This is a genomic window from Ensifer canadensis, from assembly GCF_017488845.2.
GTDB classification, from domain to species: Bacteria; Pseudomonadota; Alphaproteobacteria; order Rhizobiales; family Rhizobiaceae; genus Ensifer; species Ensifer canadensis.
On record NZ_CP083370.1, the window covers coordinates 904,113 to 929,609 of the forward strand.

25 protein-coding genes are annotated in these 25,497 nt (G+C 61.7%); 12 read left to right on the forward strand and 13 right to left on the reverse strand.

Annotated elements, in window-relative coordinates; translation table 11 throughout:
• Positions 1-38: 38 nt before the first annotated feature.
• Both J3R84_RS04395 and ndk read left to right on the forward strand, forming a co-directional pair.
• Positions 39-728, forward strand: coding sequence for a glutathione S-transferase family protein (locus J3R84_RS04395; protein WP_025426475.1), 690 nt, complete (start codon positions 39-41; stop codon positions 726-728).
• Positions 729-831: 103 nt separating this feature from the next.
• Positions 832-1,254 (forward strand): nucleoside-diphosphate kinase, encoded by a 423-nt coding sequence (gene ndk, locus J3R84_RS04400; protein ID WP_025426476.1) that lies wholly within the window; start codon positions 832-834, stop codon positions 1,252-1,254.
• 75 nt (positions 1,255-1,329) lie between these two features.
• Here the strand turns inward: ndk and J3R84_RS04405 are convergent, their stop codons facing one another.
• Together J3R84_RS04405 and J3R84_RS04410 are read right to left on the reverse strand one after the other, a co-directional pair.
• Positions 1,330-1,809, reverse strand: coding sequence for a hypothetical protein (locus J3R84_RS04405; RefSeq protein ID WP_225906181.1), 480 nt, complete (start codon positions 1,807-1,809; stop codon positions 1,330-1,332).
• Positions 1,810-1,838: 29 nt separating this feature from the next.
• Positions 1,839-2,396 carry a CGNR zinc finger domain-containing protein gene (locus tag J3R84_RS04410; RefSeq protein ID WP_025426478.1) on the reverse strand — a complete coding sequence of 186 codons (558 nt, stop codon included), beginning with the start codon at positions 2,394-2,396 and terminating at the stop codon, positions 1,839-1,841.
• Positions 2,397-2,464: 68 nt separating this feature from the next.
• Between J3R84_RS04410 and J3R84_RS04415 the strand changes: the two genes are divergently transcribed.
• Positions 2,465-3,361: a branched-chain amino acid ABC transporter permease gene (locus J3R84_RS04415; RefSeq protein ID WP_025426479.1), complete on the forward strand. Its 897-nt coding sequence runs from the start codon at positions 2,465-2,467 to the stop codon at positions 3,359-3,361.
• Positions 3,362-3,363: 2 nt separating this feature from the next.
• On the opposite strand, the gene J3R84_RS04420 is transcribed toward J3R84_RS04415, so the two are convergent.
• From J3R84_RS04420 to J3R84_RS04440, 5 genes are all read right to left on the reverse strand, one after another.
• On the reverse strand, positions 3,364-3,828 hold the full coding sequence (locus tag J3R84_RS04420; protein WP_025426480.1) for a molybdenum cofactor biosynthesis protein MoaE: 465 nt from the start codon (positions 3,826-3,828) through the stop codon (positions 3,364-3,366).
• Positions 3,829-3,832: 4 nt separating this feature from the next.
• On the reverse strand, positions 3,833-4,093 hold the full coding sequence (gene moaD, locus J3R84_RS04425) for a molybdopterin converting factor subunit 1 (protein ID WP_057211447.1): 261 nt from the start codon (positions 4,091-4,093) through the stop codon (positions 3,833-3,835).
• The gene (pgsA, locus tag J3R84_RS04430; protein WP_025426482.1) at positions 4,090-4,677 is read right to left on the reverse strand and encodes a CDP-diacylglycerol--glycerol-3-phosphate 3-phosphatidyltransferase; all 588 of its coding nucleotides are present in this window, start codon (positions 4,675-4,677) and stop codon (positions 4,090-4,092) included. The genes moaD and pgsA overlap by 4 nt, the downstream gene beginning before the upstream one ends.
• Positions 4,678-4,907: 230 nt before the next feature.
• Positions 4,908-6,932, reverse strand: coding sequence for an excinuclease ABC subunit UvrC (uvrC, locus tag J3R84_RS04435; RefSeq protein WP_025426483.1), 2,025 nt, complete (start codon positions 6,930-6,932; stop codon positions 4,908-4,910).
• Complete coding sequence (locus J3R84_RS04440) at positions 6,929-7,693, reverse strand: SDR family oxidoreductase (protein WP_025426484.1); 765 nt, start codon at positions 7,691-7,693, stop codon at positions 6,929-6,931. The genes uvrC and J3R84_RS04440 overlap by 4 nt, the downstream gene beginning before the upstream one ends.
• A 364-nt stretch (positions 7,694-8,057) precedes the next feature.
• On the opposite strand from J3R84_RS04440, the gene J3R84_RS04445 reads away from it, so the two are divergent.
• A complete protein-coding gene (locus J3R84_RS04445; RefSeq protein WP_203527293.1) occupies positions 8,058-8,696 on the forward strand; it encodes an outer membrane protein in 639 nt (212 codons plus the stop codon).
• A gap of 50 nt (positions 8,697-8,746) precedes the next feature.
• Here the strand turns inward: J3R84_RS04445 and J3R84_RS04450 are convergent, their stop codons facing one another.
• The 4 genes from J3R84_RS04450 to J3R84_RS04465 all read right to left on the reverse strand — a co-directional run bounded on the left by J3R84_RS04450 (position 8,747) and on the right by J3R84_RS04465 (position 11,529).
• On the reverse strand, positions 8,747-9,337 hold the full coding sequence (locus J3R84_RS04450; RefSeq protein WP_025426486.1) for a glutathione S-transferase: 591 nt from the start codon (positions 9,335-9,337) through the stop codon (positions 8,747-8,749).
• 106 nt (positions 9,338-9,443) lie between these two features.
• Positions 9,444-10,160 carry a ribonuclease T2 family protein gene (locus tag J3R84_RS04455; RefSeq protein ID WP_057211525.1) on the reverse strand — a complete coding sequence of 239 codons (717 nt, stop codon included), beginning with the start codon at positions 10,158-10,160 and terminating at the stop codon, positions 9,444-9,446.
• 2 nt (positions 10,161-10,162) lie between these two features.
• Positions 10,163-10,609, reverse strand: a complete 447-nt coding sequence (locus J3R84_RS04460; protein WP_025426488.1) for a hypothetical protein — start codon at positions 10,607-10,609, stop codon at positions 10,163-10,165.
• A gap of 47 nt (positions 10,610-10,656) precedes the next feature.
• A complete protein-coding gene (locus J3R84_RS04465) occupies positions 10,657-11,529 on the reverse strand; it encodes a 23S rRNA (adenine(2030)-N(6))-methyltransferase RlmJ (RefSeq protein WP_203527292.1) in 873 nt (290 codons plus the stop codon).
• 69 nt (positions 11,530-11,598) lie between these two features.
• Here J3R84_RS04465 and J3R84_RS04470 point away from each other — a divergent pair, with 69 nt between their 5' ends.
• The 5 genes from J3R84_RS04470 (at position 11,599) to J3R84_RS04490 (ending at position 19,389) form a co-directional block, all read left to right on the forward strand.
• Positions 11,599-13,734 (forward strand): molybdopterin-containing oxidoreductase family protein, encoded by a 2,136-nt coding sequence (locus tag J3R84_RS04470; RefSeq protein WP_025426490.1) that lies wholly within the window; start codon positions 11,599-11,601, stop codon positions 13,732-13,734.
• Positions 13,735-13,755: 21 nt separating this feature from the next.
• Positions 13,756-14,649, forward strand: a complete 894-nt coding sequence (locus tag J3R84_RS04475) for a cation diffusion facilitator family transporter (RefSeq protein WP_025426491.1) — start codon at positions 13,756-13,758, stop codon at positions 14,647-14,649.
• Positions 14,650-14,697: 48 nt separating this feature from the next.
• On the forward strand, positions 14,698-15,294 hold the full coding sequence (locus J3R84_RS04480; RefSeq protein WP_025426492.1) for an NUDIX domain-containing protein: 597 nt from the start codon (positions 14,698-14,700) through the stop codon (positions 15,292-15,294).
• A 103-nt stretch (positions 15,295-15,397) separates the two neighbouring features.
• A complete protein-coding gene (mprF, locus tag J3R84_RS04485) occupies positions 15,398-18,007 on the forward strand; it encodes a bifunctional lysylphosphatidylglycerol flippase/synthetase MprF (RefSeq protein ID WP_203527291.1) in 2,610 nt (869 codons plus the stop codon).
• Entirely contained in the window at positions 18,004-19,389 is a 1,386-nt protein-coding gene (locus J3R84_RS04490; protein ID WP_025426494.1) for a virulence factor family protein, read from the forward strand. Before mprF ends, J3R84_RS04490 begins: the two co-directional genes overlap by 4 nt.
• A gap of 7 nt (positions 19,390-19,396) precedes the next feature.
• Here J3R84_RS04490 and purN read toward each other — a convergent pair whose 3' ends face one another.
• Both purN and purM read right to left on the reverse strand, forming a co-directional pair.
• Positions 19,397-20,068, reverse strand: coding sequence for a phosphoribosylglycinamide formyltransferase (gene purN, locus J3R84_RS04495; protein ID WP_025426495.1), 672 nt, complete (start codon positions 20,066-20,068; stop codon positions 19,397-19,399).
• Complete coding sequence (purM, locus tag J3R84_RS04500) at positions 20,068-21,138, reverse strand: phosphoribosylformylglycinamidine cyclo-ligase (protein ID WP_025426496.1); 1,071 nt, start codon at positions 21,136-21,138, stop codon at positions 20,068-20,070. Before purM ends, purN begins: the two co-directional genes overlap by 1 nt.
• A 260-nt stretch (positions 21,139-21,398) precedes the next feature.
• On the opposite strand from purM, the gene J3R84_RS04505 reads away from it, so the two are divergent.
• From J3R84_RS04505 to J3R84_RS04515, 3 genes are all read left to right on the forward strand, one after another.
• Complete coding sequence (locus J3R84_RS04505; RefSeq protein ID WP_038575993.1) at positions 21,399-22,520, forward strand: AI-2E family transporter; 1,122 nt, start codon at positions 21,399-21,401, stop codon at positions 22,518-22,520.
• 27 nt (positions 22,521-22,547) lie between these two features.
• Complete coding sequence (gene hdaA, locus J3R84_RS04510; protein WP_025426497.1) at positions 22,548-23,237, forward strand: DnaA regulatory inactivator HdaA; 690 nt, start codon at positions 22,548-22,550, stop codon at positions 23,235-23,237.
• 65 nt (positions 23,238-23,302) lie between these two features.
• Positions 23,303-25,489 carry an RNA degradosome polyphosphate kinase gene (locus J3R84_RS04515; RefSeq protein WP_203527290.1) on the forward strand — a complete coding sequence of 729 codons (2,187 nt, stop codon included), beginning with the start codon at positions 23,303-23,305 and terminating at the stop codon, positions 25,487-25,489.
• Positions 25,490-25,497: the final 8 nt, after the last annotated feature.

A 25,497-nucleotide genomic window follows, 5' to 3' on the forward strand; every position in this document is an offset into this window, starting at 1 on the left:
AATGAGGTGAGACGATCCAATTTTCGCCGGGAGATCACGTGAGCAGGAAACTCTATTCGCTTTGCGGTGCCGACAGGGCCCGACCTTTTTCACCGCATGTCTGGAAGACCAAGCTGTCGCTTGCGCATAAGGGGCTCGACTTCGACGTCGTTCCGATCGGCTTTACCGAGATCCCCAAGGTAGAGGAAGGCGCCACCAAGCTCGTGCCGCTTCTGCGCGACGGCGACCGGCTGGTACAGGACAGTTTTGAGATTGCCGTCTATCTCGACGAGAACTACCCGGATCGGCCGTCGCTGTTTGGCGGACCGGGCGGCATGGCCATGGCCCGCTTCATCGAGGGCTGGTCGCAGACGACGCTGCATCCGGCAATCGCTCGCATCATCATCAAGGATATTCACGACAGGCTCGATCCGGTCGATCGGGTCTATTTCCGCGAAAGTCGCGAGGCGCGCTTCGGCACTTCGCTCGAAGCGGTGGCTGAAACCGGAGGCGCGGCCCTTGCGACCTTCTCCGACAAGCTTGAGCCGCTGCGCCATATGCTGAAGTTTCAGCCCTATCTCGGCGGCGAGCGGCCACTCTTTGCCGACTACATCGTCTTCGGTGCGCTGCAATGGGCGCGTATCGTTTCGCCGCAACGCCTGCTTTCCCAAGGCGATCCGGTCACAGACTGGTTCGAGCGTTGCCTCGACCTGCACGATGGCATCGGCCGCTCTGTGACAGCGGCGTGAAACCCGCAAGGCTCGCGGCGAATCGTGAGTGAACCCCCTTGTTTTGCGCGGAATTGGCGGCTAATGAACCGCCACTTCTCAAGAAAACAAGGGAATTGAGCCAATGGCGATTGAACGTACCTTTTCGATGATCAAGCCGGACGCAACGAAGCGTAACCTGACCGGCGCCATCACCAAGATGCTCGAAGACGCCGGCCTGCGCGTCGTTGCTTCCAAGCGCGTCTGGATGAGCCGCCGCGAAGCTGAAGGCTTCTACGCCGTTCACAAGGAACGTCCGTTCTTCGGCGAACTCGTCGAGTCCATGTCTTCGGGCCCGACCATCGTTCAGGTTCTCGAAGGCGAAAACGCCATCGCCAAGAACCGCGAAATCATGGGCGCCACCAACCCGGCAAACGCTGATGAAGGCACGATCCGCAAGGTTCACGCCCTTTCGATCGGCGAAAACTCGGTTCACGGTTCGGACGCTCCGGCAACGGCTGCTGAAGAAATCGCATACTGGTTCTCCGGCACCGAAATCGTCGGCTGAATTCAATATCTGCATTTCCGGCCATAACGGCTTGAAATCACTCGATTGAACCGGAGCGGAAACGCTCCGGTTTTTTCATATCGGGCACTTTGCCGTTTCAAAATGCTCCGGCGCCTTGCCGTCCCGGAAGACCGCCGGATTCTTGTCGTATGCCGGACCCTCGACCAGTGGCTTCGCCGGCAAGATATCTTGGTCGACATCGGAGGTGACGGTGGTCTCCAGTTTCTGCAGCGTTTCGCCCGCAGGTCCTTTCACCTCGATCGTCACCGCATAGGGCCTTTCCTTTTTCACACAAGTCAGATCGGGACTTTCCAGCACCACTCTGTCGAGCTTTGGAAAGAGCTTGCGCGTCACCTTGAGCGACTCGCCGCCCACCGGGTTCTCGAATGTCGCGATGACAATGCTACCCTCGGGCACGGGCTCCGTCTTCTGGAGCGTGATCGTGTAGACGGCATAGGCGAGGCGGTAGTTGAAGATGAACATCTTGCCAGTCAGCTTTAGCGGATCGGGGCCGGTCTCCCGTTGGCAGCCGGCGATCAGCATCACCGTCATCATGGCCGCAAGCGTTGCAATCGTCCGTATTATCATTGTGCCTCCTCCTTGCTGCGGCGATAGTGACGCTTGGCCTTGCTGCGGTTGCCGCAGACGGCCATGTCGCACCAGGTCCGGCTGCGGTTGCGGCTCCTGTCCAGAAATAGCCAGCCGCAATTGGGGCAGATCTTCAGCCGATCGGGTTCGGGATTGGCGACGAGGCTGAGTGCGGAATGGGCCGTAGCGGTGTCGAGCGCGACGGCGTCTCCACCGTTGCCGGCACCACGCAACACCGCGGCGATCGCCTCGAGCAGGTCGGCCATCAAGTCTACCCGCTGCTCGGCCTCCGCCTGCGCCCGAAAATGCCGATCCGTTGCCTCGCGCAACGTCAAGAGCCTGGTGCGGTTCGGCTCGGCAACGGGCAACAGCGTGCCAAAGCGTTGGCTCTCGGCGCAGAACCGGTTGGCGGCTCCGGCGAAGCCGTCGAGCGCCGGGACGTCGGCAAAGCGATCGATCCGCCTCGCGGGATCAAAGCGCAGGATGACGGAGTTGGCGACATCCAGCGCCAGCGCGCCGCCGGCAAATCGGTGTGCGGTCCAGGTGAAGGTCATGAACAAATCCTAACTGGTAAATGTGATTTTACCAGTTATATTGATGTTGTCACGCTCCCGGATGCGCCATGCTCTATTTCCTGCAGCAGATCGCCAATGCCGTCCCTATCGCCGCGCTCTATGCTGCGCTGGCATTCGGCTATGCCATCGCCTTTGCCGTGACCCGCCGGGCCGATCTCACCTACGGTGCTCTCTTTGCCTTCGCCGGCCAGATGTTCGTGCTGTTTGCCAATTTCGGCTGGAACCAACTGTGGCTGGTGCTGCCGGTAGCGCTCGGCCTCGGCGCCGCAGCGGGCCTCACACTCGGCGTCGGGGCAGGGCTTGTCGCCGGGCGCTATGTGATGCGCCCGCTTGCATTCTCGTCGGCCAACACTGTCGTCGTCGCGTCGCTTGGCTGTCTTCTGGTGCTGATGGAGACCGCGCGGCTGGCGTCGGAAACGAAGAGCCTGTGGCTGCCACCGTTTCTGAACGGCAACATCGTCTTCTGGTCCGATGCCAAGTTCCCGGTGACGCTGACGGTGATCCAGTTGCTCAACACGCTGTTGATGGTGGCGCTGGTCGCGAGCGGTCACTGGTTTCTGGCGCATAGTCGCGCCGGGCGGTCGTGGCGAGCGGTGTCAGAGGATCGTGGCGCTGCTGCCCTGTGCGGCATCGATGCGGCGCGTGTCTATATCGCCGCCTATGGCGCCGCGTCGCTGATCGCCGCCTGCTGTGGCATCCTGGCCGCGTCCTACTATGGCAACATGGATTTCGGCACCGGGCTAACCTTCGGGGTCAAGGTGCTGTTCATCGCGGCGATCGGCGGCCAGACCTCGCCGCTTTGTGCCGCGCTCGGTGCAGCAGCGATCGGCCTGCTCGAAACGCTCTGGGGCGCGTATGGCCCGATCCTCTGGCGGGATTTCGCGATCTTCGGCTTCCTCGTCATCGTGCTCGCGGTGACGCGGCAGGAGAAAATCATCCCCTGATGTCAGCGTTTCCAGCGATCACGCGCCGTGTCGTCGGCATCCTTGGCGCTGACCCAACCGCCGGCCGTTCCGTCGCTCGAGTGCTCCTTCTTCCAGAAGGGAGCGGAGGTCTTGAGGAAATCCATGATGAAGTTGGCGCCATCGAAAGCCGCCTGCCGGTGCGGCGAGGCGGTGATCACCAGCACGATGTTTTCGCCGGGATTGATCTTGCCGTAGCGATGGATCGCCGTTGCCGCTTGCAGCCCGAAGCGTTCGACCGCCAGCCTGCAGATGCGTTCGATTTCGGCTTCGGCCATTCCAGGATAATGCTCTAACTCGAGAGCGGTCAGCGTGCCCGCTTCGTCGCGGCAGAGGCCCGAAAACGTCACAACCGCCCCGATGTCAGGGCGGCCGGAAGAGAGCTTGGAAACCTCGGCCGAAAGATCGAAGTCCTCGCGCTGCACGCGCACGGTGACGGCCGCGCCCATGGCGTCAGCCACCGGTCATCGGCGGGAAGAGAGCGATCTCGCGCGCGCCGGCGATCGGTTCGCCATGCTCGACATGCTCCTGGTTGATCGCTGCGCGGATGACGTTCTGGTGCTCGAGCGCCGTCTCGTATTCTTCCCCAAGGGTTTTCAGATGCGCAAGCAAATCGGCAATGGTGACGACGTCGGCCGGGACTTCCAGCGTTTCCTCACCCTTGCCAATGCGTTCGCGCACCCAAGAGAAGTAGACGAGATTGACGGTGCTCATTCGTTGACCACATGTTTCAGGCCGGCGCGGAAATAGTCGTAACCGCTGTAGAGCGTGATCGCCGCGGCAATCCACAGCAGAACGATACCGGCCTCGGTCGTATAGGGCAGGATCTTGTCGCCAGCGGGGCCGGCCAGCAGGAAGACGATCGCCACCATCTGGATCGTCGTCTTCCACTTGGCGATGCGGGTAACCGGGACGCTGACCTTCAGCGCTGCCAGATACTCGCGCAGACCCGAAACGAGGATCTCGCGGCACAGAATGATGATGGCGGCCCAGATCGACCAGCCGGCAATCGTGCCGTCGGCGGCAACGAGCAGCAGGATCGAGGCGACCAGCAGCTTGTCGGCGATCGGATCGAGCATCTTGCCGATGTTCGAGGTCTGCTTCCAGATGCGGGCGAGATAACCGTCGAAGAAGTCGGTGATCGAGGCGATGGCAAAGAGAGTGACCGCCGTCCAGCGCGCAAAATCCGAACTGTGCAGCCGGCCTTCGACGAAGAAGCAGAGCACGATCAGCGGCACGATCAGGATTCGGAAATAGGTGAGCAGGTTGGGGATGCTGTAGGCGACGGGCGTGGGCATGGATTCGGGTTCTCTGTCTTCCTCGGAGGTACAGAATGACTTTGCGACCCTCAGGTCAACAAATCATTGTGCGAAGGTTGTCATAATTGGCGCATCTCACCTGAACGCCCGGTGAATTGCCACTGCATAATTCCTTAAATCGGTATCGATCGGGGGGCGAAACGATGCGGCAAGGTTGAACCATTACAGCGTCTTCCGCGTGTCCTCTTCGACATGCTGCGCTGCAACGGTCATTTTGCCGCGTCCTCATGGAAATGCTCGTAGACCAGCCGGGCGACCGCTTCGGAAATGCCGTTGACCGCCATCAGGTCGTTCATGCCGGCGCGGGAAACGGCCTTGGCGGTACCGAAATGGGTGAGCAATGCTCGCTTGCGCGTCGGCCCGATACCGGCAATCTCGTCGAGCGGGTTCTTGACCATCTCCTTCTTGCGCCGCGCGCGGTGGGAGCCGATGGCAAAACGGTGCGCCTCGTCCCGTAGGCGCTGGATGAAATAGAGCACCGGATCTCGCGGCGGCAGGGTGAAGCTGTCGCGCCCGAGCGCGAAGAAACGCTCGCGCCCGGCGTCGCGGTCGACACCCTTGGCGACGCCGATCGCCGTCACGCAGTCTTCGACATCCAATTCCCTCAGGATCGTGCGGACAGCCGTCATCTGTCCCTGGCCGCCGTCGATCAGGATGACGTCCGGCCAGGCCGGGAAGGCTGCATCTTCGGCGACCTCGGCAGTCCGGTCCGGTTTGCCTTCTTCCTTGAGCAGGCGCGAGAAGCGGCGGGTCATCACCTCGCGCATCATGCCGAAGTCGTCGCCGGGCGTGATGTCGGTCGATTTGATGTTGAACTTGCGATACTGGCCTTTGACGAAACCTTCAGGGCCGGCGACCACCATGCCGCCGACGGCATTGGTGCCCATGATGTGGGAGTTGTCGTAGATCTCGATCCGCCGTGGGGCGCGTTCGAGCTTGAACGTTTCGGCAAAACCTTCGAGCAGTCGCGACTGCGACGCGGTTTCAGCCAACTTGCGGCCATGCGCCTCGCGGGCGTTGGCAAGCGCGTGATCAACAAGATCCTTCTTTTCGCCGCGTTGAGGCACCTGGATCGACACCTTGTAGCCCGACTTTTCGCTGAGCGCCTGGCCGAGCAGTTCCTGCTCCTCGACTGCCTCGCACAGCAGGATCTGCCGCGGACAGGGCTTGTCGTCGTAGAACTGCGCGAGGAAGGCCGAAAGCACCTCTGCCGTCGGCAGCGATGGGTCCGCCTTCGGGAAATAGGCGCGGTTGCCCCAGTTCTGCCCGGTGCGGAAGAAGAACACCTGGATGCAGGAGGTTCCGCCCTCGTGGTGGATCGCAAAGACGTCCGCCTCTTCGACGCCGGCCGGGTTGATGCCCTGGTGGCTTTGAACGTGGCTGAGTGCTGCGAGCCGGTCGCGATAAAGTGCGGCACGTTCGAAGTCGAGGTTTTCCGCAGCCTCGCCCATCGCCGCCGCAATCGTCGCTTTCACCGCCTGGCTCTTGCCGGAGAGGAAGTCCTTGGCCTCGCGCACAAGTTCGGCATAACCCTCATTGCTGATTTCGCCCGTGCAGGGCGCCGAACAGCGCTTGATCTGGTGCAGAAGACAAGGACGCGTGCGTGTCTCGAACACACTGTCGGTGCAAGTTCTCAACAGAAAGGCGCGCTGCAGCGAGTTGATCGTGCGTCCGACGGCGCCCGCCGATGCGAAGGGGCCGAAATAATCGCCCTTTCGGCTGCGTGCGCCGCGATGTTTGTAAAGGGCGGGCGCACGGCTGTCGCCGGTGACCAGAATATAGGGAAAGGACTTGTCGTCGCGCAGAAGCACGTTGAAACGCGGCCGGAGCCGCTTGATCAGGTTGGCTTCAAGCAGAAGCGCCTCGATCTCCGTGCGGGTGGTGACGAACTCCATGTTCGCCGTTTCGCGAATCATCCGCGAAATACGGTTGGAGTGGCCGCGCCCCTGGGCGTAGTTGCCGACGCGCTTCTTCAGGCTGCGTGCCTTGCCGACATAAAGGACGTCGCCGGCCTCATTGAACATGCGATAGACGCCAGGGCCGTTCGGCAGCCGCTTGACGAAGGCCTGGATCAGTTCGGCGCCCTTGAGGCCCACGACCTCGTTGCGATTCTCCGCCCACTCGATCGCCGGGCCTGCGGGCACGCCTTCAGGCGCCTCGATCAGGTCGTCGTCGTCTTCGATGTCATTGCCGTCATAAAGGATGCCGCCGTCAGTCGGCACGCGTCCGTTCATTCCACTATCTCCCTGATATCAGGCGTTTCCCAGGCGAGGTGCTGGCCGCCATCCAGCGCGATCATCTGTCCGGTAATCGACGGCGTGTCGAAAAGGAATCGGATCGTCCGCCCGAATTCGCCGAGCGCCGGACCGCGCTTGAGGATCACCGCATCGACCTGAGCCTGGAAATCGCGAGGATCCTGCCGCTCGTTCGGCAGTGTCGGCCCGGGGCCGATGCCGTTGACGCGAATATCCGGCGCGAGTGCCTGAGCCATCGTTTGTGTTGCCGTCCACAGTGCGGACTTGGACAACATATAGGAATAAAAACGCGGGTTTGGAGACCAGACGCGCTGGTCGATCACATTGACGACGAGGCCGGAGACGCCGCGTGGCAGCTGGCGGGCAAAATCGCGGGCGAGCAGGGAGGGTGCTTTTACATGCAGGGCGAAATGCCGGTCCCAGACGGCTTCGTCGAAAGCGTCGAGGCTATCCTTCTTGAACAGCGAGGCATTGTTGACGATCAGGTCGATCGGTCCGAGCGCTTCGTTGGCTTGCGCCATCAGCGCCAAGGTTTCCTGTGTGTCGGTAAGGTCCGCCTTCACGGCAACGGCTGCGACCCCGGTTTTGACAAGCGAAGCCGCAAGCGCCTCCGCCTCATCGAGCGAGCCATTGGCGTGGATTGCGACCGCGAAGCCGTGCGCCGCGAGGTCTTCAACTATAGCCTTGCCGATCCGTTTGGCGCCACCGGTTACGAGTGCCGCCTTCAGTGATTTCTTCACGTTTCATCCCGCTTTTCGAATCTTCGCGCCAGCGGACGAAGATATAGGCAAGAAACGCCGCCCTGAAACTCTCCCTGACGATTCATTTCGCAAAAATTAATGGAATTCGCGTAAATTGTATTATTTTGAAGCCATATAGTATATCTTTCGTTAATCTTGAAAGATGGTTAATAAAACTCCTGTGGCGTGAAAGCAACATCAAACTTTGGGCGTGATTGTGCCACCAAAATTTCACATTTTGGCTCTTGTGAATCCTCATTTGCTGGCCAATTTCAGCTCAACCGGGCGGGTTAATTGAAAGTTGTCCGATGTTTCATTGCGGGATCCCAACCCTCGAGGCATCGGTTCGTAAAGGAGAATATTTATGCGTACGTTCACCACCACCCTCATGGCTTCGGCCGTATCCCTCATCGCCTTCCAGGCCGCCCACGCTGCAGACGCGATCGACGAAGTTCCGGCGGCTCCGGCGGCTGAATACACCGAGCCGGCTGCGAAGAACTGGTCGGGCGCTTATGTCGGTGGTACCGTTGATTGGCGCCATGGCGAAGCCGACGCGACCGGCAACAACCCCGCGGTTGGATTTGGCGGCGGCCTCTATGGCGGCTACAACGTTCAGAGCGGCCAAATGGTTTACGGTGGTGAAGCCGATATCGGCTACGCCGGCAACGATTCTCATTCCAGCAACCGCAGCGTTACGCAAGGTGTGAACGGCTCGATCCGCGGCCGCGTCGGTGTCGATCTGAACCCGGTCCTGGTTTACGGCACGGCCGGTCTCGCCGTCGGTAACGCCAAAGTTAGAACTCAGGCTGGCGCCGACGACAAGACCATGGTCGGATGGGCGGCTGGTGCTGGTGCCGAAACCTTCGTGACGGACAACATCACCGCCCGCGTTGAGTATCGCTACACGGACTACGGCTCGAAGGACTTCCATATGGGCGGTACGAGCGTCTCGACCGGTTACGATGAGCAGAGCGTTCGCGTCGGTATGGGTGTGAAGTTCTGATCGGCTTCTGCCGGATCAAAGAAAGAAGGCCGGGGTGACCCGGCCTTTTTTTATGCTTTGAATTTGGAATAATCCGGAAAGTGCTTTTCGAACTTCGCCGGCCAGTTCTTGAGCTTGGCGCGACCCCGCTGCCATTCGCCGCTGAAGCGCAGCTCAATGTAGCGCAGCAGTGCCGCGAGCGCGAAATGCCCCGCATGCAGCTTGGCTCCGGTCTTGGGTAGGTTTTCGTTCAGATGGTCGAGGCCGCGTTCGATCTTCGTCCATTGCATGTCGATCCAGGGCTGATGGACCTTTTCCGGCGGGTGGATGCGCTTCTCGTAGACGATCGCCAGCAGGCAGTCACAAATGCCGTCACACAGCGCCTCGAGGATTTCGATATCCAAGCGCTTGCCGGCATTCTTCGGGTAGAGCTTGCCTTTCGTTCCCCGGTCGATGAAGTGCATGATCGTGCGGCTGTCGTAGATAGACTTGCCATCGCCGGTAATCAGCGTCGGAATCTTGCCGAGCGGATTGCTGCCGATAAGCTCTGGCGAGTTGGCATTGGTATCGGTCAGCACGCTTTCAACCGCAAACCCGGCATAATGCGCGGCCATGCGGACCTTGTTGGAGTAGGGGGATGTGGGCGAGTAGAGTATTCTCATCGAGCATCTTTCACTTTCGCGCGCACCGCCCGAAATCGAGTACGGAAGGCCACACGCAGTTTCAAAACATAGGAGCGGCTCCCGCACCCATTGGCAAGGTATCGGCCTAGGATGCTGGAGGCAGTGTCACGGTGTCTCTTCGGCAGGCCTGGCGATCCACTTCGGGGCAGGGCCGGAAGCTCAGCGCCTTGTCGAAGCAGATCCTGATTTCCTCCAGCCGCTTGCCCTCGCAGGTAACAGCGACGGCGTTTGTCGTCATGCCCGGATTTCTGGCCACGAACGCGGCCTCGATGGCGCTGACGGACATCGAATTTTCGCGACGCGCAGCACCGAGTTCCGCCGGCAATGCAACGCGCTCGCGCGCTGCACGTGTCACGGCGAAATAGTCCTGCTGGCTGAGGCCCGAGCAGGTGCCATGTTTGCGCCATTGATGGCCGATCAGCCCCATCGAAGGAATGAGATCGAGATACTGGCGGCCGAGCGCTTCCGGCACACGATCGGATTGGCGCGTCGGGCAGAAATCGGGGTACCCTCGCTCATCCTGCGGCCACAGCCCATGTACGATCAGCCCGCGGTTGCTGCCGATCTTGCACTGTCCGATTTTGCCTGATGGGTCGTTGTCATCGCACCAAGTCGGCGACCAAGAGAGTGAGAGGACGTAGAAATCAAAGCCCTGGCCGACGGGGAGGGCGACATCCGTTTTTGTGTGGCCTGCAGTTTGCAATGGCGGCTTCTTCTCGGCGCTGTCTTCGCTGCAGCCGACAAGTGCCAACACAACGAAAAGCGCCGGCAGGAGCCGGCGCTGTCGGCAATACCTCGGCATGGTCAGCGAAGCGAAGCGCAATGTGCGCCGTAGACATACCAGGGATCGAGGCCGCCGACGCAGAACTCGATGCTCCGGCCGATGCCGGCAAAGCCCCAGTTGCGCTCGATGAGATAATAGAGCGGCCGCTGGTCGCCATCCGTCATGACGGCAGTCGCGCGGCAATACTCGCGCTCGACGCGGTGCGTGTAGTCGCGTAGTTCCAGCCGGTTCTGGCCCATGTTGCGGATCTCGGCGATCGAGAGATTGGCGTGCAGATAGTTCGCCGCCTTGTATTCGAACCGCGAGGTGATGAAGCCGAGAACCGAGGCGTCGCCACAGACGCCCGCGCTATAGGACGTCGGCTGGTCGCGGTAGGTCCCGAGATAGTCGGCCGCCGAAGCGGCGGGCGCTGTCGTGGCGGCGAAGGAAAGCGAGGCCAGAAGCGTTGCGGCGAGCTTGCGAGTCATGGGCGTCTCCCTGGATCGTCTCGCAAGATTGCGGCTTTAAGAGCCTTTCAGTCAAGGCCCCGAGTTGCTGCATCTTCCCCACGCAGCCAGAAGCAGCGTGCCGAAGCGAAACGGTCTTGTCCGAGCCGGGTTTTCAAGAAGGGCAACAGCACGTCGAGTTCACTCTTGAGCGTGAAGGGTGGGTTGACGATGATCAGGCCCGAACCCGACAATCCCGTGGTGTCGCGGTCGCTGCGCACGGCAAGCTCGGCGCAGAGCATTTTCGGGATGTTGAGCGCCTTGAGTGCCTCATGGAAGGCCTTGATCGGCGCATTCTTCTTCAGGGGGTACCACAGGCAGAAGGTGCCGCCGGCAAAGCGTCGATAACCCCTGGCGAGGCCGTCGGCGAGCCGTTCGTATTCTCCCTCGATCTCGAAGGGCGGGTCGACCAGGATGAGGCCGCGCTTTTCCTTGGGCGGCAGGTGAGCGCCAAGCGCCAGCCAGCCGTCAAGCTCGGTGATCCGGCTCTGGAAGTCGCCGTCGAAGAGCCGGTGCAGCGTCTCGTAGTCATCAGGGTGCAATTCCATCGCCGACAGACGGTCCTGCGAGCGAAAAAGCATGCGAACCAGCTTCGGAGAGCCGGGATAACGCGTCAGCTCCGAACCGGTGTTGAGCTCGCGAACGGTCGCCAGATAGGGTTCGAGAATAGCTGCGACCGGCGCTGGCAGATCACCCTCGAGCAGCCGGCCGATGCCGTCGCGCCACTCGCCGGTCTTCTGCGCTTCTTCGCTCGACAGATCGTAGAGACCGATGCCGGCATGGGTGTCGAGAACCCGGAACGCCTTCTCCTTTTGCTGGAGATAGGTGACGAGCCGTGCCAGCACCGCATGCTTGAGAACATCGGCGAAATTGCCCGCGTGATAGATATGCCGATAGTTCATGAGGGCCGCCGATGGCTGTGATCAATTGTTTCGATGGATGCGCGTTTGGCTCTTTGAGCCCGATTGTCGATGCCATATAGAAAAGCCATGAACGTTGCGACCCCCATCAAAGCAGAAAAGTCGATCGGCCACTCCGTCTGTCCGCACGACTGTCCCTCGGCTTGCGCGCTGGAAGTGGACCTGACGGCCGAAGGCCGCATCGGCCGCGTGCGCGGTGCCGCCGCCAACACATACACCGCTGGCGTCATCTGCGCCAAGGTCGCGCGCTATTCCGAGCGCATCTATCATCCTGACCGGCTGATGGTGCCACAGCGGCGCGCCGGAGCGAAGGGCAGCGGCAACTGGCAGGAGATTTCCTGGGAGGCGGCACTCGACGAGATCGCCGACCAGTTCGTCAGGGCCGAGCAGAAGCATGGGGCCGAAGCCATCTGGCCCTATTTCTACGCCGGTACCATGGGGCAAGTGCAACGCGATTCCATCGACAGGTTGCGCCACGCCAAGCGCTATTCCGGCTTCTTCGGCTCGATCTGCACCAATATGGCCTGGACCGGTTTCTCGATGGCAACCGGCTCGCTGCGCGGCCCCGACCCGCGCGAGATGGCGAAGTCCGACTGCGTGGTGATCTGGGGGACAAACGCGGTCGCCACCCAGGTCAACGTCATGACCCACGCGGTGAAGGCCCGCAAGGATCGCGGCGCCAAGATCGTCGTCATCGACATCTACGACAATCCCACGGTCAAGCAGGCCGATATGGGCCTGGTGCTGAGACCGGGCACGGATGCGGCGCTCGCCTGCGCGGTGATGCATGTCGCCTTCCGCGACGGTTATGCCGACCGCGCCTACATGGCCGAATTCGCCGATGACCCGACCGGGCTCGAAACGCATCTGAAGTCGCGCAGCCCCGAATGGGCGTCGGCGATCACCGGTCTGTCCGTCCAGGAGATCGAGGCGTTCGCGAAACTCGTCGGCACGACGCCGAAGAGCTTTTTCCGCCTCGGTTACGGCTTTACCCGCCAGCGCAACGGATCGGTGGCGATCCATGCAGCCGCCTCCGTTGCCACGGTTCTTGGATCGTGGAAGCACGAAGGCGGCGGGGCGTTTCATTCCAACAACGACATCTTCAAGCTCGACAAGCGTGAGCTTGTCGGCACCGCATTCCACGATCCTGATGTGCGCATGCTCGACCAGTCGCAGATCGGGCGGGTGCTGACCGGCGATGCCGAGGCGCTGCGCCATGGCGGCCCGGTGACGGCGATGTTGATCCAGAACACCAATCCGGTGAACGTCGCCCCGGAACAAAGGCTGGTGAAACGCGGGTTCCTGCGGGACGACCTGTTTGTCGCGGTGCACGAACAGTTCATGACCGACACGGCGCAGCTTGCGGATGTCGTGCTGCCGGCGACGATGTTCCTGGAACATGACGACCTTTATCGCGGCGGCGGCCATCAACACATCCTGATTGGGCCGAAGGTGGTGGAGCCGCCATCGACCGTGCGCACCAATCTCTTCGTCATTGAGGAACTGGCGAGGCGCCTCGGCGTCGCCGATCATGCCGGCTTTGGGTTGAGCGAGCGCCAGCATATCGACCGGCTGCTTGCCAACTACGGCATCGGCTATGACGAGATGAAGCGCGAGAAGTGGCTCGACTGTCAGCCGGCGTTCGAGGACGCGCATTATCTCAAGGGCTTCGGTCATCCCGACGGCAAATTCCGCTTCAAGGCGGACTGGACCGGCACGCCGGCGCCGAACCGTCCCCCGAAGTCGATGGGTCTGCAGGGGCCGCATGCGGCACTGCCTGAGTTCCCTGATCATGTCGACCTGATCGAGGTCACGGATGCGAAACACCCCTTCCGTCTCGCTACCTCGCCGGCGCGCTCTTTCCTCAATTCGACCTTCGCCGAGACCCCGTCGTCGATCCAGAAGGAAGTCCGCCCGATGGTAATGATGCATGCGGATGACGCCGCCTCACTTGGCGTCGGCGACGGTGATATCGTCAAGCTCGGCAACCAACGCGGCGAAGTGCGCCTGCATGTGGTGGTCGGCGGCGGCGCGCGGCGCGGCGTGGTGATCGCTGAAGGCCTGTGGCCGAACGGCGCCCATCTCGACGGGGAGGGCATCAATGTGCTTACTGGCGCCGATGCAGTTGCGCCCTATGGCGGCGCGGCTTTCCATGACAACAGGGTCTGGGTGAAACCGGCACCCTGACTCTAGCCACCGGATGCCTTCATGAGCGGCGACCATCAACATGCGGATGTCAGCAACACGCCAGTCTCGCGTCTCTGGGGTGCGCTCGGGCTGACGGGCGGCTTCATGCTGGCCGAGGTCGTCGGCGGCATTCTGACCGGCAGCCTGGCGCTGATCTCGGATGCGATGCATATGCTGACCGACGCGGCGGCATTGGCCATCGCGCTGGTCGCCATCCATGTCGGCCGCCGGCCGTCGGATCTGCTGCGCACCTACGGCTATGCCCGCTTCGAGATTCTCGCGGCGGCCTTCAACGCCCTGCTGCTGCTCGCCGTCGCCTTTTACATTCTCTACGAGGCCTGGCAGCGCCTGTCGCTGCCGCAGGAAATCCAGTCGGGCGGCATGCTGCTGATTGCCGTCATCGGTCTTGTCGTCAACCTGATCTCCATGCGGCTTCTGACCAGCCACAAGGACGAGAGCCTCAACGTCAAGGGCGCCTATCTCGAGGTCTGGTCGGACATGCTCGGGTCGCTGGCGGTGATAACAGGCGCGGCGATCATCTGGTTTACCGGCTGGCAATGGGTCGATTCGTTGCTCGCCGTTGGTATCGGCTTCATGGTTTTTCCGCGCACCTGGGTGCTGCTGAAGGACTGCGTCAACATTCTGCTGGAAGGCGTGCCGCCTGGCATGCGCCTGGCCGATATCCATGCGGCAATCACGACCGTGCCCGACGTTGCCTCGGTGCATGATCTGCATCTCTGGGCGATCACCCAGAGCCAGCCGTCGCTGACGGCGCATGTCGTTCTGGCGGAAGAGGCCGACGGCGAGACGGTGCGGCGTGCGATCGAACAACGGTTGCGCGACGAGTTCGACCTGCACCACACGACCTTGCAGATGGAACGCGAAAGCTGCGCCCCTTCGGAACACATTCACTGACGGTCGACTGCGACCACATCCTTTCCTCTCCCGACCAAGGACCCCGCCATGACGAACCACCACGATCCCCGTGTCAGGATCATCGAGCGGCGCACGCTCTCGGACGGTTTCATTCATCTGGAAGAAATCACCCTTGAGCAGGACATGTCAGGCGGCGGCACGGCGACGCTCACGCGTGAAGTGCATGATCACGGCAGCGCCGCGACCATCCTGCTGTTCGATCCGAGGCGTGAGAGCGTCGTGCTCGTCCGCCAGCTGCGCGTGCCGGTGCTGCTGCAGGGCGATCCCGCCTATATGATCGAAGCGCCGGCCGGCCTGCTCGACGACGATACGCCTGAAGTCGCGATCTGCCGTGAGGTGCTGGAGGAGACCGGCTACCATGTCGACAAGGCCACTCACCTCTTCGATGCCTATATGAGCCCCGGCGCGCTCACCGAGCGCACCAGCTTCTTCGTTGGGCTTGTTGATGTCACAGAAAAGGCCGGTGATGGCGGCGGCCTGGCGCATGAGGGCGAGGATATCGAGGTTCTCGAAATTCCCTTTGATGAAGCGGTCGCCATGATCGCGACCGGCGAGATCTGCGATGCCAAAACCATCATGCTGCTGCAGTGGGCCCAGCTGAACCGCGGCAAGCTCACGGCATAAGACCTTGTTTTATAAGAGAACAATACATTACGGATATTTCACTTTTTGATCGTTCTCGGGTAGGCTACAGCGCTGATGTCTTCATCAATGACATGGGCAACCCATGACGTCCTCCCTTACGGAACGTGCAGCCAACGACGATCAGCAGATCGAGGTAGGATGGAGACCCTTTCTGCGCCGTAACCGGCGCTATCTGCAGGCACTTGCGACATTGCTGGTGATCGCCCTCTTCGGGTTGGCGATCTTTCATCTGACCTCCGAAGTGCAGTACGGCGACGTGGTCCAGGCGCTTGCAGATACCAGCTGGACCTCTGTCGCCGCGGCGGTGTTCTTCACCGCCTTGAGCTTTTTCGCGCTCACCTTCTACGATGTCGGCGCGCTTGATTACGTCAGGCGCAAGCTGCCCTATGCCGATGTCGCGTTGACGGCGGCCTGCGCCTATGCGGTCGGCAACACGGCCGGCTTTGGCGCCTTGAGTGGCGGCGCCATCCGCTACCGGTCCTATTCGCGGCTGGGCATCGAGCCGGAAAACATCGCCCGGATCATCGCCTTCGTGACGCTCGCCTTCGGCCTTGGGCTTTTGACGGTCACGTGCCTGAGCCTGCTCGCCGTCGGCGAATATGTGGCGCCCTTGACGGGTCTTAACCCCTTCTGGCTGCGGATGATCGCGGTTGCCATTCTCGGCGTCGTGCTCGCTGTCTTCGTCAAGGCGCGTGACGGTCATGAGGTCAGCCTCGGGCGCTTCACACTGCGCCTGCCGGATTCGCGCACCTCCTCGCGCCAGTTCCTCGTCACGGCGCTGGATCTGGCGGCATCGGCGACGGTGCTCTACGTGCTGCTTCCGGCGGGCACAATCGGTTGGCCCGCCTTCCTGGCGATCTATTCGCTTGCCGTCGGTATCGGCGTTCTCAGCCATGTTCCGGCCGGGCTCGGCGTCTTCGAGACGATCATCATCGCCACGCTCGGTCACAGCGCCGATGTCGACACGATCCTCGGTGCGCTGGTTCTCTACCGTGTCATTTATCACGTGCTGCCGCTGCTGATCGCGATCGCGGTTGTCATCGGCACCGAGCTTCGTCAGCTTTCCGGCCATCCCGTCGCCTCCAGCGTGCGCCGTATCGGCGGCCGTATCACGCCGCTTCTCCTGGCAACACTCGGCATCGTGCTGGCGATCATGCTGGTGCTGTCGAGCGTCACGCCGACGCCGGATGAGAATCTCGCCTTCCTCGAGGGTCTGCTGCCGCTGCCGATCGTCGAGGGCGCGCACTTTCTGGCAAGCTTGCTCGGCCTTGCGCTCGTCATCGTCTCGCGCGGGCTCGCACAGCGGCTCGATGGCGCCTGGTGGGCGTCGGTCGCAATCGCCGTTGCCGCACTGCTGCTTTCGCTGATCAAGGCGATCGCGCTGGTCGAGGCCGGCATGCTTGCCTTCTTTCTCGTCGGTCTCCTCGCCAGCCGCCGTCTGTTTGTTCGGCCGGCTTCGCTCTTCGGCCAGGCGCTGACGCTGCCGTGGTTGACGGCACTCGGGGTGATCTGCCTGGGTGGGCTGGTCGTCCTGCTGTTCGTCTATCGCGACGTCGAATACAGCCATGAACTCTGGTGGCAGTTCGAATTCTCTGCCGAGGCGCCGCGCGGCCTGCGTGCGCTTCTGGGTGTGACGATCGGCGCCAGCGCTGTTGCCATCTGGAGCCTGATGCGCCCGGCGGCCTCAGGCGCGGAGCCGGCAACCGACGATGCCATGGAGCGGGCATTGGCGATCGTCGAGGCGCAGGACATGTCCGATGCCAATCTGGTGCGCATGGGAGACAAGAGCCTGATGTTTTCCGCCGATGGTCGCGCCTTCATCATGTATGGCCAGCGCGCCCGCTCGTGGATCGCGCTGTTCGACCCGGTGGGGCCGGTCGATGCCTGGCCGGAACTGATCTGGCAGTTCTTCGAGAGGGCCCGCGCCAGCGGCTGCCGCGCGGTGTTCTATCAGGTTTCGCCACTTGGGCTCGCCTACTATGCCGATGCGGGACTTCGCGCCTTCAGGCTCGGCGAGCTCGCCCATGTCGATCTCGCCCGTTTCGAGATGAAGGGCGGCAAGTGGGCCAATCTGCGCCAGCAGGTCAGCCGCGCCCAGCGCGACGGGCTGGAGTTCAAAATGGTGGCTCCAGCAGACGTTCCGGCGATCATGGGCGAATTGACGGCGATTTCCGATGCATGGCTTGCCCATCACAATGCCAAGGAAAAGGGTTTTTCGCTTGGGGCTTTCGATCCTGAGTATCTGGCCGAACAGCCGGTCGCGATCCTCACCTACGAGGGACGGATCGTCGCCTTCGCCAATATCCTGGTGACGGCAACCAAGCAGGAAGGCACCGTCGATCTCATGCGCTTCTCGCCGGATGCCCCCAAGGGATCGGTGGATTTCCTGTTCGCGAAGGTGATGGAATATCTGAAGGCCGAGGGGTACCGGACCTTCAATCTTGGCATGGCGCCGCTGTCTGGTATGTCCTCGCGCCAGATCGCGCCGGTCTGGGATCGGGCAGGGCGAACCTTCTTCGAGCACGGCGAACGCTTCTACAATTTCAAGGGACTTCGCGCCTTCAAGTCGAAGTTCCACCCCCATTGGCAGCCGCGCTATCTCGTGGCGAGCGGCGGCATCAATCCGATCCTTGCCTTGATGGATGTAACATTCCTGATCGGCGGCGGCCTCAAGGGAGTGATGAAGAAATGATGCGGATCCCGATGATCTGGAAGCCTCTGGCAGGTGCCGCCCTTCTCGCCATCGCGACGGTTGCACCGGCTTTAGGGCAGGAGACGGCGGCGACCTACGACACCGGCATGATCCCGGCACCCCATATCCTCGTCCCGAAGGACAAGGCATCCGCCCTTGTTGTTCTGCTGTCCAATGCGGATGGCTGGAGCGACAAGGAAGATGCGGTCGCTCGCGCCCTTGTCGACGACAAGGCGGTCGTCATCGGTATCGACCTCAAGGCCTATCTTGCCTCGCTCGCCAAGGACGACGGCGACTGCATCTACACGGTGTCGGATATCGAAGCGTTGAGCCAGCAGGTCCAGCGCGTCCTCAAGAGCGATGCCTACCTCCCGCCGATTGTGGCCGGGGTCGGAGCGGGCGGGGCCATGGCGCTGGCCATCGCCGCACAGACGCCGGCTGCGACCATCGGCCAGACGCTTGCGGTCGATCCGGAGGAAGGCGTTGCGCTGACGAAGCAGCTCTGCACGCCGGCGGAGAAGACCTTGAAGGCCGATCGCATGGTGTACGGCCTGACGGACGGTGCCCTGCCGGACCCGATCTCCGTCGTCTTTACGCCGACGGCATCCGACGACGGCCGAAGCCATGTGGCTAAACTCATCGAAAAACACCCTGATATCACGCAGGAAGACAGCGACGACGAAGCCTATGCGGCGCTATCAGGTCATCTGACGGATCTGATCGACAGCGAGAGCGCGGCAGACAATCCATTCGGCTTGCCCCTGACGGTGCTCGATACCAAGCCGACACGCGACACCATGGCGGTGATCTATTCCGGCGATGGCGGCTGGCGCGATATCGACAAGCAGGTCGGAGACGTCCTGCAGCAGCAAGGTGTCCCTGTCGTCGGCATCGATTCTCTGCGTTATTTCTGGTCCGAGCGCGAACCGCAGGCGACGGCCGACGATCTCGCCAAGGTGATGAGCTACTATCGCAAGCGCTGGAACGTCCGCAATGTTCTCTTGATCGGTTACTCCTTCGGTGCCGATATCCTGCCACGCACTTTCAATCTGCTCCCGCCCGCAGAGCGCGCCCATGTGCGGCAGGTCACGCTGATGGCGCTATCGCATCAGGTCGACTACAAGATTTCGGTGCTTGGCTGGCTCGGCGCGGCCGGGCAGGGCGATGGCGGCGATCCGCTCGACGATATCAAGCACATCGACCCCTCTTTGGTGCAGTGCATTCACGGCACCGAGGAAGAAGACGACGCCTGCCCTGACCTGAAGGGCGCGGGCGTCGATGTCGTCGCGATCGAAGGCGGTCACCATTTCGACGAGGACTATCCCGCCTTGACCCGGCGTGTGCTCGACGCGCTCGACCGGCGGTTGGCTTCGGCAAAGTAGTGGTGGTTTATACGGCCGGCGAAATCAGAGTTGAAGACGCGGGCACGGGACTGATGCCCTGCGTGACGACCCGTCCGTCTTCCATCCAGGCTTTGCCTTCCGCCAGCAGCCTGAGCGCCATCGGATAGGTGCGGTGCTCGACCGTCAGCACGCGAGCGGCAAGGGTGTCGGCCGTGTCGCCGTCGACAACCGGTACGACCGCCTGCGCGACGATCGGACCCTCATCCATGCCCTCGGTGACGAAATGCACCGTACATCCCGCCACTTTCACGCCGGCGTCAATGGCGCGCTGATGGGTGTGGAGACCCGGAAAGAGCGGCAGAAGCGACGGATGAATGTTGATGATCCGGCCTTCGTGGCGCTGGATGAAGTTCGCCGACAACAGCCGCATATAGCCGGCAAGGCAGATAATATCGGGAGACAGCCGCTCGAGTTCGGCAAGGACCGCCGCCTCGTGCGCATCCTTGCTGTCGAAATCCTTGCGAAGGAACGCATAGGTTGGGATGCCGAGCGCTGCAGCCTTGGCAAGGCCTCCGGCATCGGCCTTGTCGGCAATCACTGCGACGATCTCGGCCGGAAAACCAGGCTCGGCGGCAGCTTTGGCCAGCGAAAGCATGTTGGAGCCGCCGCCCGAGATCAAGACGACGACTTTTTTCCTGCCTGCCGTCACGTCGTTCATCATAGGGCGAGGCTGCCCTTGTAGATCGTGCCATGCGCGCCTTCGGCGCGGGCAACCATGCGGCCGAGCGTGAAGACGGTTTCGCCCTCGGCTTCCAGCACGGCTGCAACGTCCTGCGCCTTTTCCGCCGGAACGACGGCGATCATGCCGACGCCGCAGTTGAACGTGCGCAGCATTTCGTTGGCCGCGACGCCGCCGGTCTGGGCAAGCCAGGAGAAGACCTTCGGCGCCTTGATGGCGTCGAGATCGATCTCGGCTGCAAGATGCTTCGGCAGCACGCGCGGAATGTTCTCGGGGAACCCGCCGCCGGTGATATGCGCCAGCGCCTTGATCGAGCCGGTTTCGCGGATCGCCTTCAGGAGCGGCTTCACATAGATGCGCGTCGGCGTCATCAGGAGATCGGCAAGCGTGCCTTCACCAAACGGGGCAGGTGCATCCCAGGCAAGACCCGACAGCGCGACGATCTTGCGAACGAGAGAGTAACCGTTGGAGTGAACGCCTGACGATGCAAGGCCGAGGATGACGTCGCCTTCACCAATGTCACCCGCTGGAAGCAGCTGGCCGCGTTCGGCCGCACCGACAGCGAAGCCGGCAAGGTCATAGTCGCCTCCGGAATACATGCCCGGCATTTCCGCGGTCTCGCCACCGATCAATGCGCAACCGGATTGGCGGCACCCGGCGGCAATGCCGGCAACGATTGCGGCACCCTGATCGGGATCGAGCTTGCCCGTGGCGAAATAGTCGAGGAAGAACAGCGGCTCGGCACCCTGGACCACCAGGTCGTTGACGCACATGGCAACGAGGTCGATGCCAACGGTGTCGTGCTTGTTGGCGTCGATGGCAATCTTGAGCTTGGTGCCGACACCGTCATTGGCGGCAACGAGCACCGGGTCGGTGAAACCGGCGGCCTTCAGGTCGAACAGGCCGCCGAAGCCGCCGATCTCGCCGTCGGCACCCGGGCGCCGGGTCGAGCGCACATGCGGCTTGATTTTCTCCACCATCAGATTGCCGGCATCGATATCCACGCCTGCGTCACTGTAGGTGAGGCCGTTCTTTCCCGACTGGCTCATGCTGGTTCTCCAAGGCTGGTCGCGCGACAGGTATTTTGCGGATGCGATTGGCACGATGGGCAAGGGAGTGCAAGCCGACAGCCTGCCTTCTCGGCCTTTTTTCAACATTTTGCCCATATCCCACCGGCAAGAACGGTATGGAGGGTTCAATTTACCGGGCTGAGAAGCACGCGGACTTGACCGGTGCGCGCCACGCCACCTATCTCCTCATACAGAATATGATGCGGTAAAGGCATGCTTGGCGTGTTACGGGGAACACCATGGACATAAAAGTCAGCGGTTCGGGACTACAGCGCCAGGTTATCTTCTGGCTGCTGGTGCTCGCCGCCTTCATCGCCTTCCTGATGGTTTTCAGCTCGATCCTGCTGCCGTTCCTCGCGGGCATGGCACTGGCCTATTTCCTCGACCCGGTCGCCGACCGCCTTGAGCGCCTCGGCCTCAGTCGGCTGATGGCGACGGTGGTGATCCTCATCGGCTTCGTGGTGATCTTCGCCCTGTCGCTGATGATCATCATCCCGGTGATCTTCACCCAGGCCGCCGACTTCATTCAGAAGATGCCCGGTTACATCTCCAAGCTGCAGGCGCTGTTGACCGACAGCCAGTCGACGCTGCTGCCACAATGGCTGGCGGACCAGATGACGGCGATCAAGCAGAATTCAGCCAAGCTTTTGGAGCAGGGCGCGAGCTTCCTCGGCACGTTGTTCCAGCAGCTCTGGAACTCTGGCATGGCGCTGCTCGACATTCTGTCGCTGTTCGTGATCACGCCGGTCGTCGCCTTCTATCTGCTGCTCGACTGGGACCGGATGGTCAACCGGGTCGATAGCTGGGTTCCGCGCGACTATGTCAGCGTCGTCCGCCAGATCGCCCGGGACATGAACACGACGATCGCCGGCTTCGTTCGCGGCCAGGGCTCGCTCTGCATCATCCTCGGCCTTTACTATGGCATCGGCCTGTCGCTCGTCGGTCTCAATTTCGGCCTGCTGATCGGCCTCTTTGCCGGCATGATCAGCTTTATCCCCTATGTCGGATCGATGGTCGGTCTGGTGCTGGCCGTCGGCGTCGCGCTTGTACAGTTCTGGCCCGATTATCTCTGGATCGGGCTTGTCGCTGCCATCTTCTTCAGCGGCCAGTTCCTCGAAGGCAACATCCTGCAGCCCAAGCTGGTGGGCAAGAGCGTCGGCCTGCATCCGGTCTGGCTGATGTTCGCGCTTCTTGCCTTCGGTGCCCTCTTCGGTTTCGTCGGGCTTCTGGTTGCGGTTCCCGCGGCCGCCGCCATCGGCGTGCTTGTTCGCTTCGGCATCCAGCGATACCTTGATAGCGATCTCTACCATGGGCATGGAAAGGTCGCGGCGAAGAAGGCAAAGGGCAGTCAGCCCGGCTGATAGTCCCATCCTTGTCCCGAGTACAGCATGACAAAACGTCCCTTCGAACAACTGCCTCTGGCATTCGACCACGACCCGGCAACGGGTCGTGAGGATCTGCTCGTTTCCGATCGGTTGAGCGCGGCGATCGCGATCGTCGATCACTGGCCAGACTGGCCGTCGCCGGTTGTCATCATCGCCGGCCCGATCGGTTCCGGAAAATCGCATCTCGCCAGCATCTGGAAGGAGAGGGCGGGCGCGCGGGCGATCCACCCGGTTGCGGACTCGGATGTGGCGTTGATCGCCGCCAACGGTCCTGTGCTGTTCGAGGATGCCGACCGTCAGGGGTTCGACGACACCACCCTGTTTCATGTCATCAACAGCGTTCGCCAGCATGGCACGGGCCTCTTGATGACCTCGCGCCTGTGGCCGATGTCCTGGCCGGTCGTTCTTCCGGACCTGCGCTCGCGCCTGAAAGCAGCAACCGTCGTCGAGATCGGCGAGCCCGACGATGAGTTGTTGACGCAGGTATTGATCAAGCTCTTTGCCGATCGCCAGCTTTTCATCGACGAAAGGCTCGTCGGCTATATCGTCCAGCGCATGGAACGCTCGCTCGAGGCTGCCCAGACGATCGTCGAACGCATCGACAGGCTGGCACTCGCCCGCGGCGTCAAGCTGACCCGATCGCTTGCCGCCGAAGTCCTGGAAGAGCTTGGAAATCAACGCCATTCCGATTGATTGTCACAGTTCCGTCGTCAAACTGTTATAGTTCCTGCATGCGAAGAAATGGGGTCTGACCGGTAATGGATAATGCGACGTCTGCGGTGAATGAGAACAAACAGGCCGCGGAGGAGCTAGACCTGCTCTCCAGCCCGGAACGGTTCATCAATCGCGAATTTTCGTGGCTGCAATTCAATCGCCGCGTGCTTGAGGAGACCCTGAACACGGCGCATCCGCTCCTGGAGCGTGTCCGCTTTCTGTCGATTTCGGCCGCCAACCTTGATGAGTTCTTCATGGTGCGCGTCGCCGGCCTCGAGGGCCAGGTGCGGCAGGGGCTCGCCATGCGGTCGCCTGATGGCAAGACGCCGGCCGAACAGCTCGAAGACATCCTCAAGGAAATCGACAACCTGCAGATGGAGCAGCAGGCGTCGCTCGCCGTCCTGCAGCAGTATCTGGCCAAGGAAGATATCCTCATCGTCCGCCCGGCGTCCTTGTCGGCGCAGGACAAAAGCTGGCTTGCCAACGAATTCGACCAGGCGATCTTTCCGGTGCTGACGCCGCTGTCGATCGACCCGGCGCATCCGTTCCCGTTCATCCCGAACCTCGGGTTCTCGATGGGCCTGCAGCTCGTCAGCAAGACCGGCCGTGAGCCAATGACGGCGCTCTTGCGCCTGCCGGTGGCGCTCGACCGCTTCATCCGCCTGCCCGATTTCAAGAACGTCATCCGCTACATCACGCTCGAAGACATGGTCAGTCAGTTCATCGAACGGCTGTTCCCAGGCTACGAGGTCAAGGGCTCGGGCACGTTCCGCATCATCAGAGACAGCGATATCGAAGTCGAAGAAGAGGCCGAAGATCTGGTGCGCTTCTTCGAAACGGCGCTGAAGCGTCGTCGTCGCGGATCGGTGATCCGCATCGAGCTCGATTCGGAAATGCCCGCTTCGCTGCGCCAGTTCGTCGTTCAAGAACTCAGCGTTCCGGAAAACCGCGTCGCCGTTTTGCCGGGGCTTCTGGCGCTGAACACGCTGTCGGAAATCACCAAGGCGCCGCGCGACGATCTGCGCTTTGAACCTTACAATCCGCGCTTCCCCGAGCGCGTGCGCGAACACGCCGGCGATTGTTTTGCCGCGATCCGCGAAAAGGACATGGTGGTCCACCACCCCTATGAGTCCTTCGACGTCGTGGTGCAGTTCCTGCTGCAATCGGCGCGCGATCCGGAAGTGGTCGCCATCAAGCAGACGCTCTACCGTACCTCGAACGACAGTCCGATTGTGCGCGCGCTTGTCGACGCTGCCGAAGCCGGAAAGTCCGTGACGGCGCTGGTCGAACTGAAGGCCCGCTTCGATGAGGAAGCCAACATCCGCTGGGCGCGCGACCTGGAGCGCGCCGGCGTGCAGGTGGTCTTCGGGTTCATCGAACTCAAGACCCATGCCAAGATGTCGATGGTGGTGCGTCGCGAAGAGGGCCGGTTGCGCACCTATTGCCACCTCGGCACCGGCAACTACCATCCGGTCACGGCGAAGATCTACACTGACCTGTCATTCTTCACCTGCAACCCGGTCATCGCCCATGACATGGCGAACATCTTCAACTTCATCACCGGTTACGGCGAGCCGGAAGCCGGCATGAAGCTGGCGGTTTCGCCGCACACGCTTCGCCCCCGCATCCTCAAGCATATCGAGGAGGAGATCGAGCACGCCAAGGCCGGCCGGCCTGCGGCGATCTGGATGAAGATGAACTCGCTCGTCGATCCGGAAATCATAGACGCGCTCTACAAGGCAAGCCGTGCCGGGGCTGAAGTCGACCTGGTGGTACGCGGCATCTGCTGCCTGAGGCCGCAGGTGCCGGGGCTGTCCGACAATATTCGTGTCAAGTCCATCGTCGGCAGATTCCTTGAACATTCCCGCATATTCTGCTTCGGCAACGGTCACGGCCTTCCATCGGAGAATGCGCTTGTCTATATCGGCTCGGCGGATATGATGCCGCGAAATCTGGACCGGCGGGTTGAGACGCTTGTGCCTCTTATCAACCGGACTGTGCACGAACAGGTACTTTCGCAGATCATGCTGGGCAATCTCATCGATAACCAGCAGAGCTACGAAATTCTTCCCGACGGTACGTCTCGCCGGATGGAAGTCGGCAAGGACGCCGAACCTTTCAACGCGCAGCACTATTTCATGACCAATCCCAGCCTCTCCGGCCGGGGTGAAGCCCTGAAGTCCAGTGCACCGAAGCTGATTGCCGGCTGGAAGAGCAGCTGGCACAAGTAAAACGGAAT

What these genes read in the sequence shown, in the direction of transcription:
- J3R84_RS04455 (WP_057211525.1), bottom strand. Translation starts at nt 10,160, where the DNA reads ATGCCGAGGTATTGCCGACAGCGCCGGCTCCTGCCGGCGCTTTTCGTT.
- J3R84_RS04405 (WP_225906181.1), bottom strand. Translation starts at nt 1,809, where the DNA reads ATGATGACGGTGATGCTGATCGCCGGCTGCCAACGGGAGACCGGCCCC.
- J3R84_RS04415 (WP_025426479.1), top strand. Translation starts at nt 2,465, where the DNA reads ATGCTCTATTTCCTGCAGCAGATCGCCAATGCCGTCCCTATCGCCGCG.
- pgsA (WP_025426482.1), bottom strand. Translation starts at nt 4,677, where the DNA reads ATGCCCACGCCCGTCGCCTACAGCATCCCCAACCTGCTCACCTATTTC.
- J3R84_RS04445 (WP_203527293.1), top strand. Translation starts at nt 8,058, where the DNA reads ATGCGTACGTTCACCACCACCCTCATGGCTTCGGCCGTATCCCTCATC.
- mprF (WP_203527291.1), top strand. Translation starts at nt 15,398, where the DNA reads ATGACGTCCTCCCTTACGGAACGTGCAGCCAACGACGATCAGCAGATC.
- uvrC (WP_025426483.1), bottom strand. Translation starts at nt 6,932, where the DNA reads ATGAACGGACGCGTGCCGACTGACGGCGGCATCCTTTATGACGGCAAT.
- J3R84_RS04475 (WP_025426491.1), top strand. Translation starts at nt 13,756, where the DNA reads ATGAGCGGCGACCATCAACATGCGGATGTCAGCAACACGCCAGTCTCG.
- ndk (WP_025426476.1), top strand. Translation starts at nt 832, where the DNA reads ATGGCGATTGAACGTACCTTTTCGATGATCAAGCCGGACGCAACGAAG.
- J3R84_RS04460 (WP_025426488.1), bottom strand. Translation starts at nt 10,609, where the DNA reads ATGACTCGCAAGCTCGCCGCAACGCTTCTGGCCTCGCTTTCCTTCGCC.
- J3R84_RS04505 (WP_038575993.1), top strand. Translation starts at nt 21,399, where the DNA reads ATGGACATAAAAGTCAGCGGTTCGGGACTACAGCGCCAGGTTATCTTC.
- purN (WP_025426495.1), bottom strand. Translation starts at nt 20,068, where the DNA reads ATGAACGACGTGACGGCAGGCAGGAAAAAAGTCGTCGTCTTGATCTCG.
- moaD (WP_057211447.1), bottom strand. Translation starts at nt 4,093, where the DNA reads ATGAGCACCGTCAATCTCGTCTACTTCTCTTGGGTGCGCGAACGCATT.
- purM (WP_025426496.1), bottom strand. Translation starts at nt 21,138, where the DNA reads ATGAGCCAGTCGGGAAAGAACGGCCTCACCTACAGTGACGCAGGCGTG.
- hdaA (WP_025426497.1), top strand. Translation starts at nt 22,548, where the DNA reads ATGACAAAACGTCCCTTCGAACAACTGCCTCTGGCATTCGACCACGAC.
- J3R84_RS04470 (WP_025426490.1), top strand. Translation starts at nt 11,599, where the DNA reads ATGCCATATAGAAAAGCCATGAACGTTGCGACCCCCATCAAAGCAGAA.
- J3R84_RS04410 (WP_025426478.1), bottom strand. Translation starts at nt 2,396, where the DNA reads ATGACCTTCACCTGGACCGCACACCGATTTGCCGGCGGCGCGCTGGCG.
- J3R84_RS04515 (WP_203527290.1), top strand. Translation starts at nt 23,303, where the DNA reads ATGGATAATGCGACGTCTGCGGTGAATGAGAACAAACAGGCCGCGGAG.
- J3R84_RS04450 (WP_025426486.1), bottom strand. Translation starts at nt 9,337, where the DNA reads ATGAGAATACTCTACTCGCCCACATCCCCCTACTCCAACAAGGTCCGC.
- J3R84_RS04465 (WP_203527292.1), bottom strand. Translation starts at nt 11,529, where the DNA reads ATGAACTATCGGCATATCTATCACGCGGGCAATTTCGCCGATGTTCTC.
- J3R84_RS04420 (WP_025426480.1), bottom strand. Translation starts at nt 3,828, where the DNA reads ATGGGCGCGGCCGTCACCGTGCGCGTGCAGCGCGAGGACTTCGATCTT.
- J3R84_RS04480 (WP_025426492.1), top strand. Translation starts at nt 14,698, where the DNA reads ATGACGAACCACCACGATCCCCGTGTCAGGATCATCGAGCGGCGCACG.
- J3R84_RS04490 (WP_025426494.1), top strand. Translation starts at nt 18,004, where the DNA reads ATGATGCGGATCCCGATGATCTGGAAGCCTCTGGCAGGTGCCGCCCTT.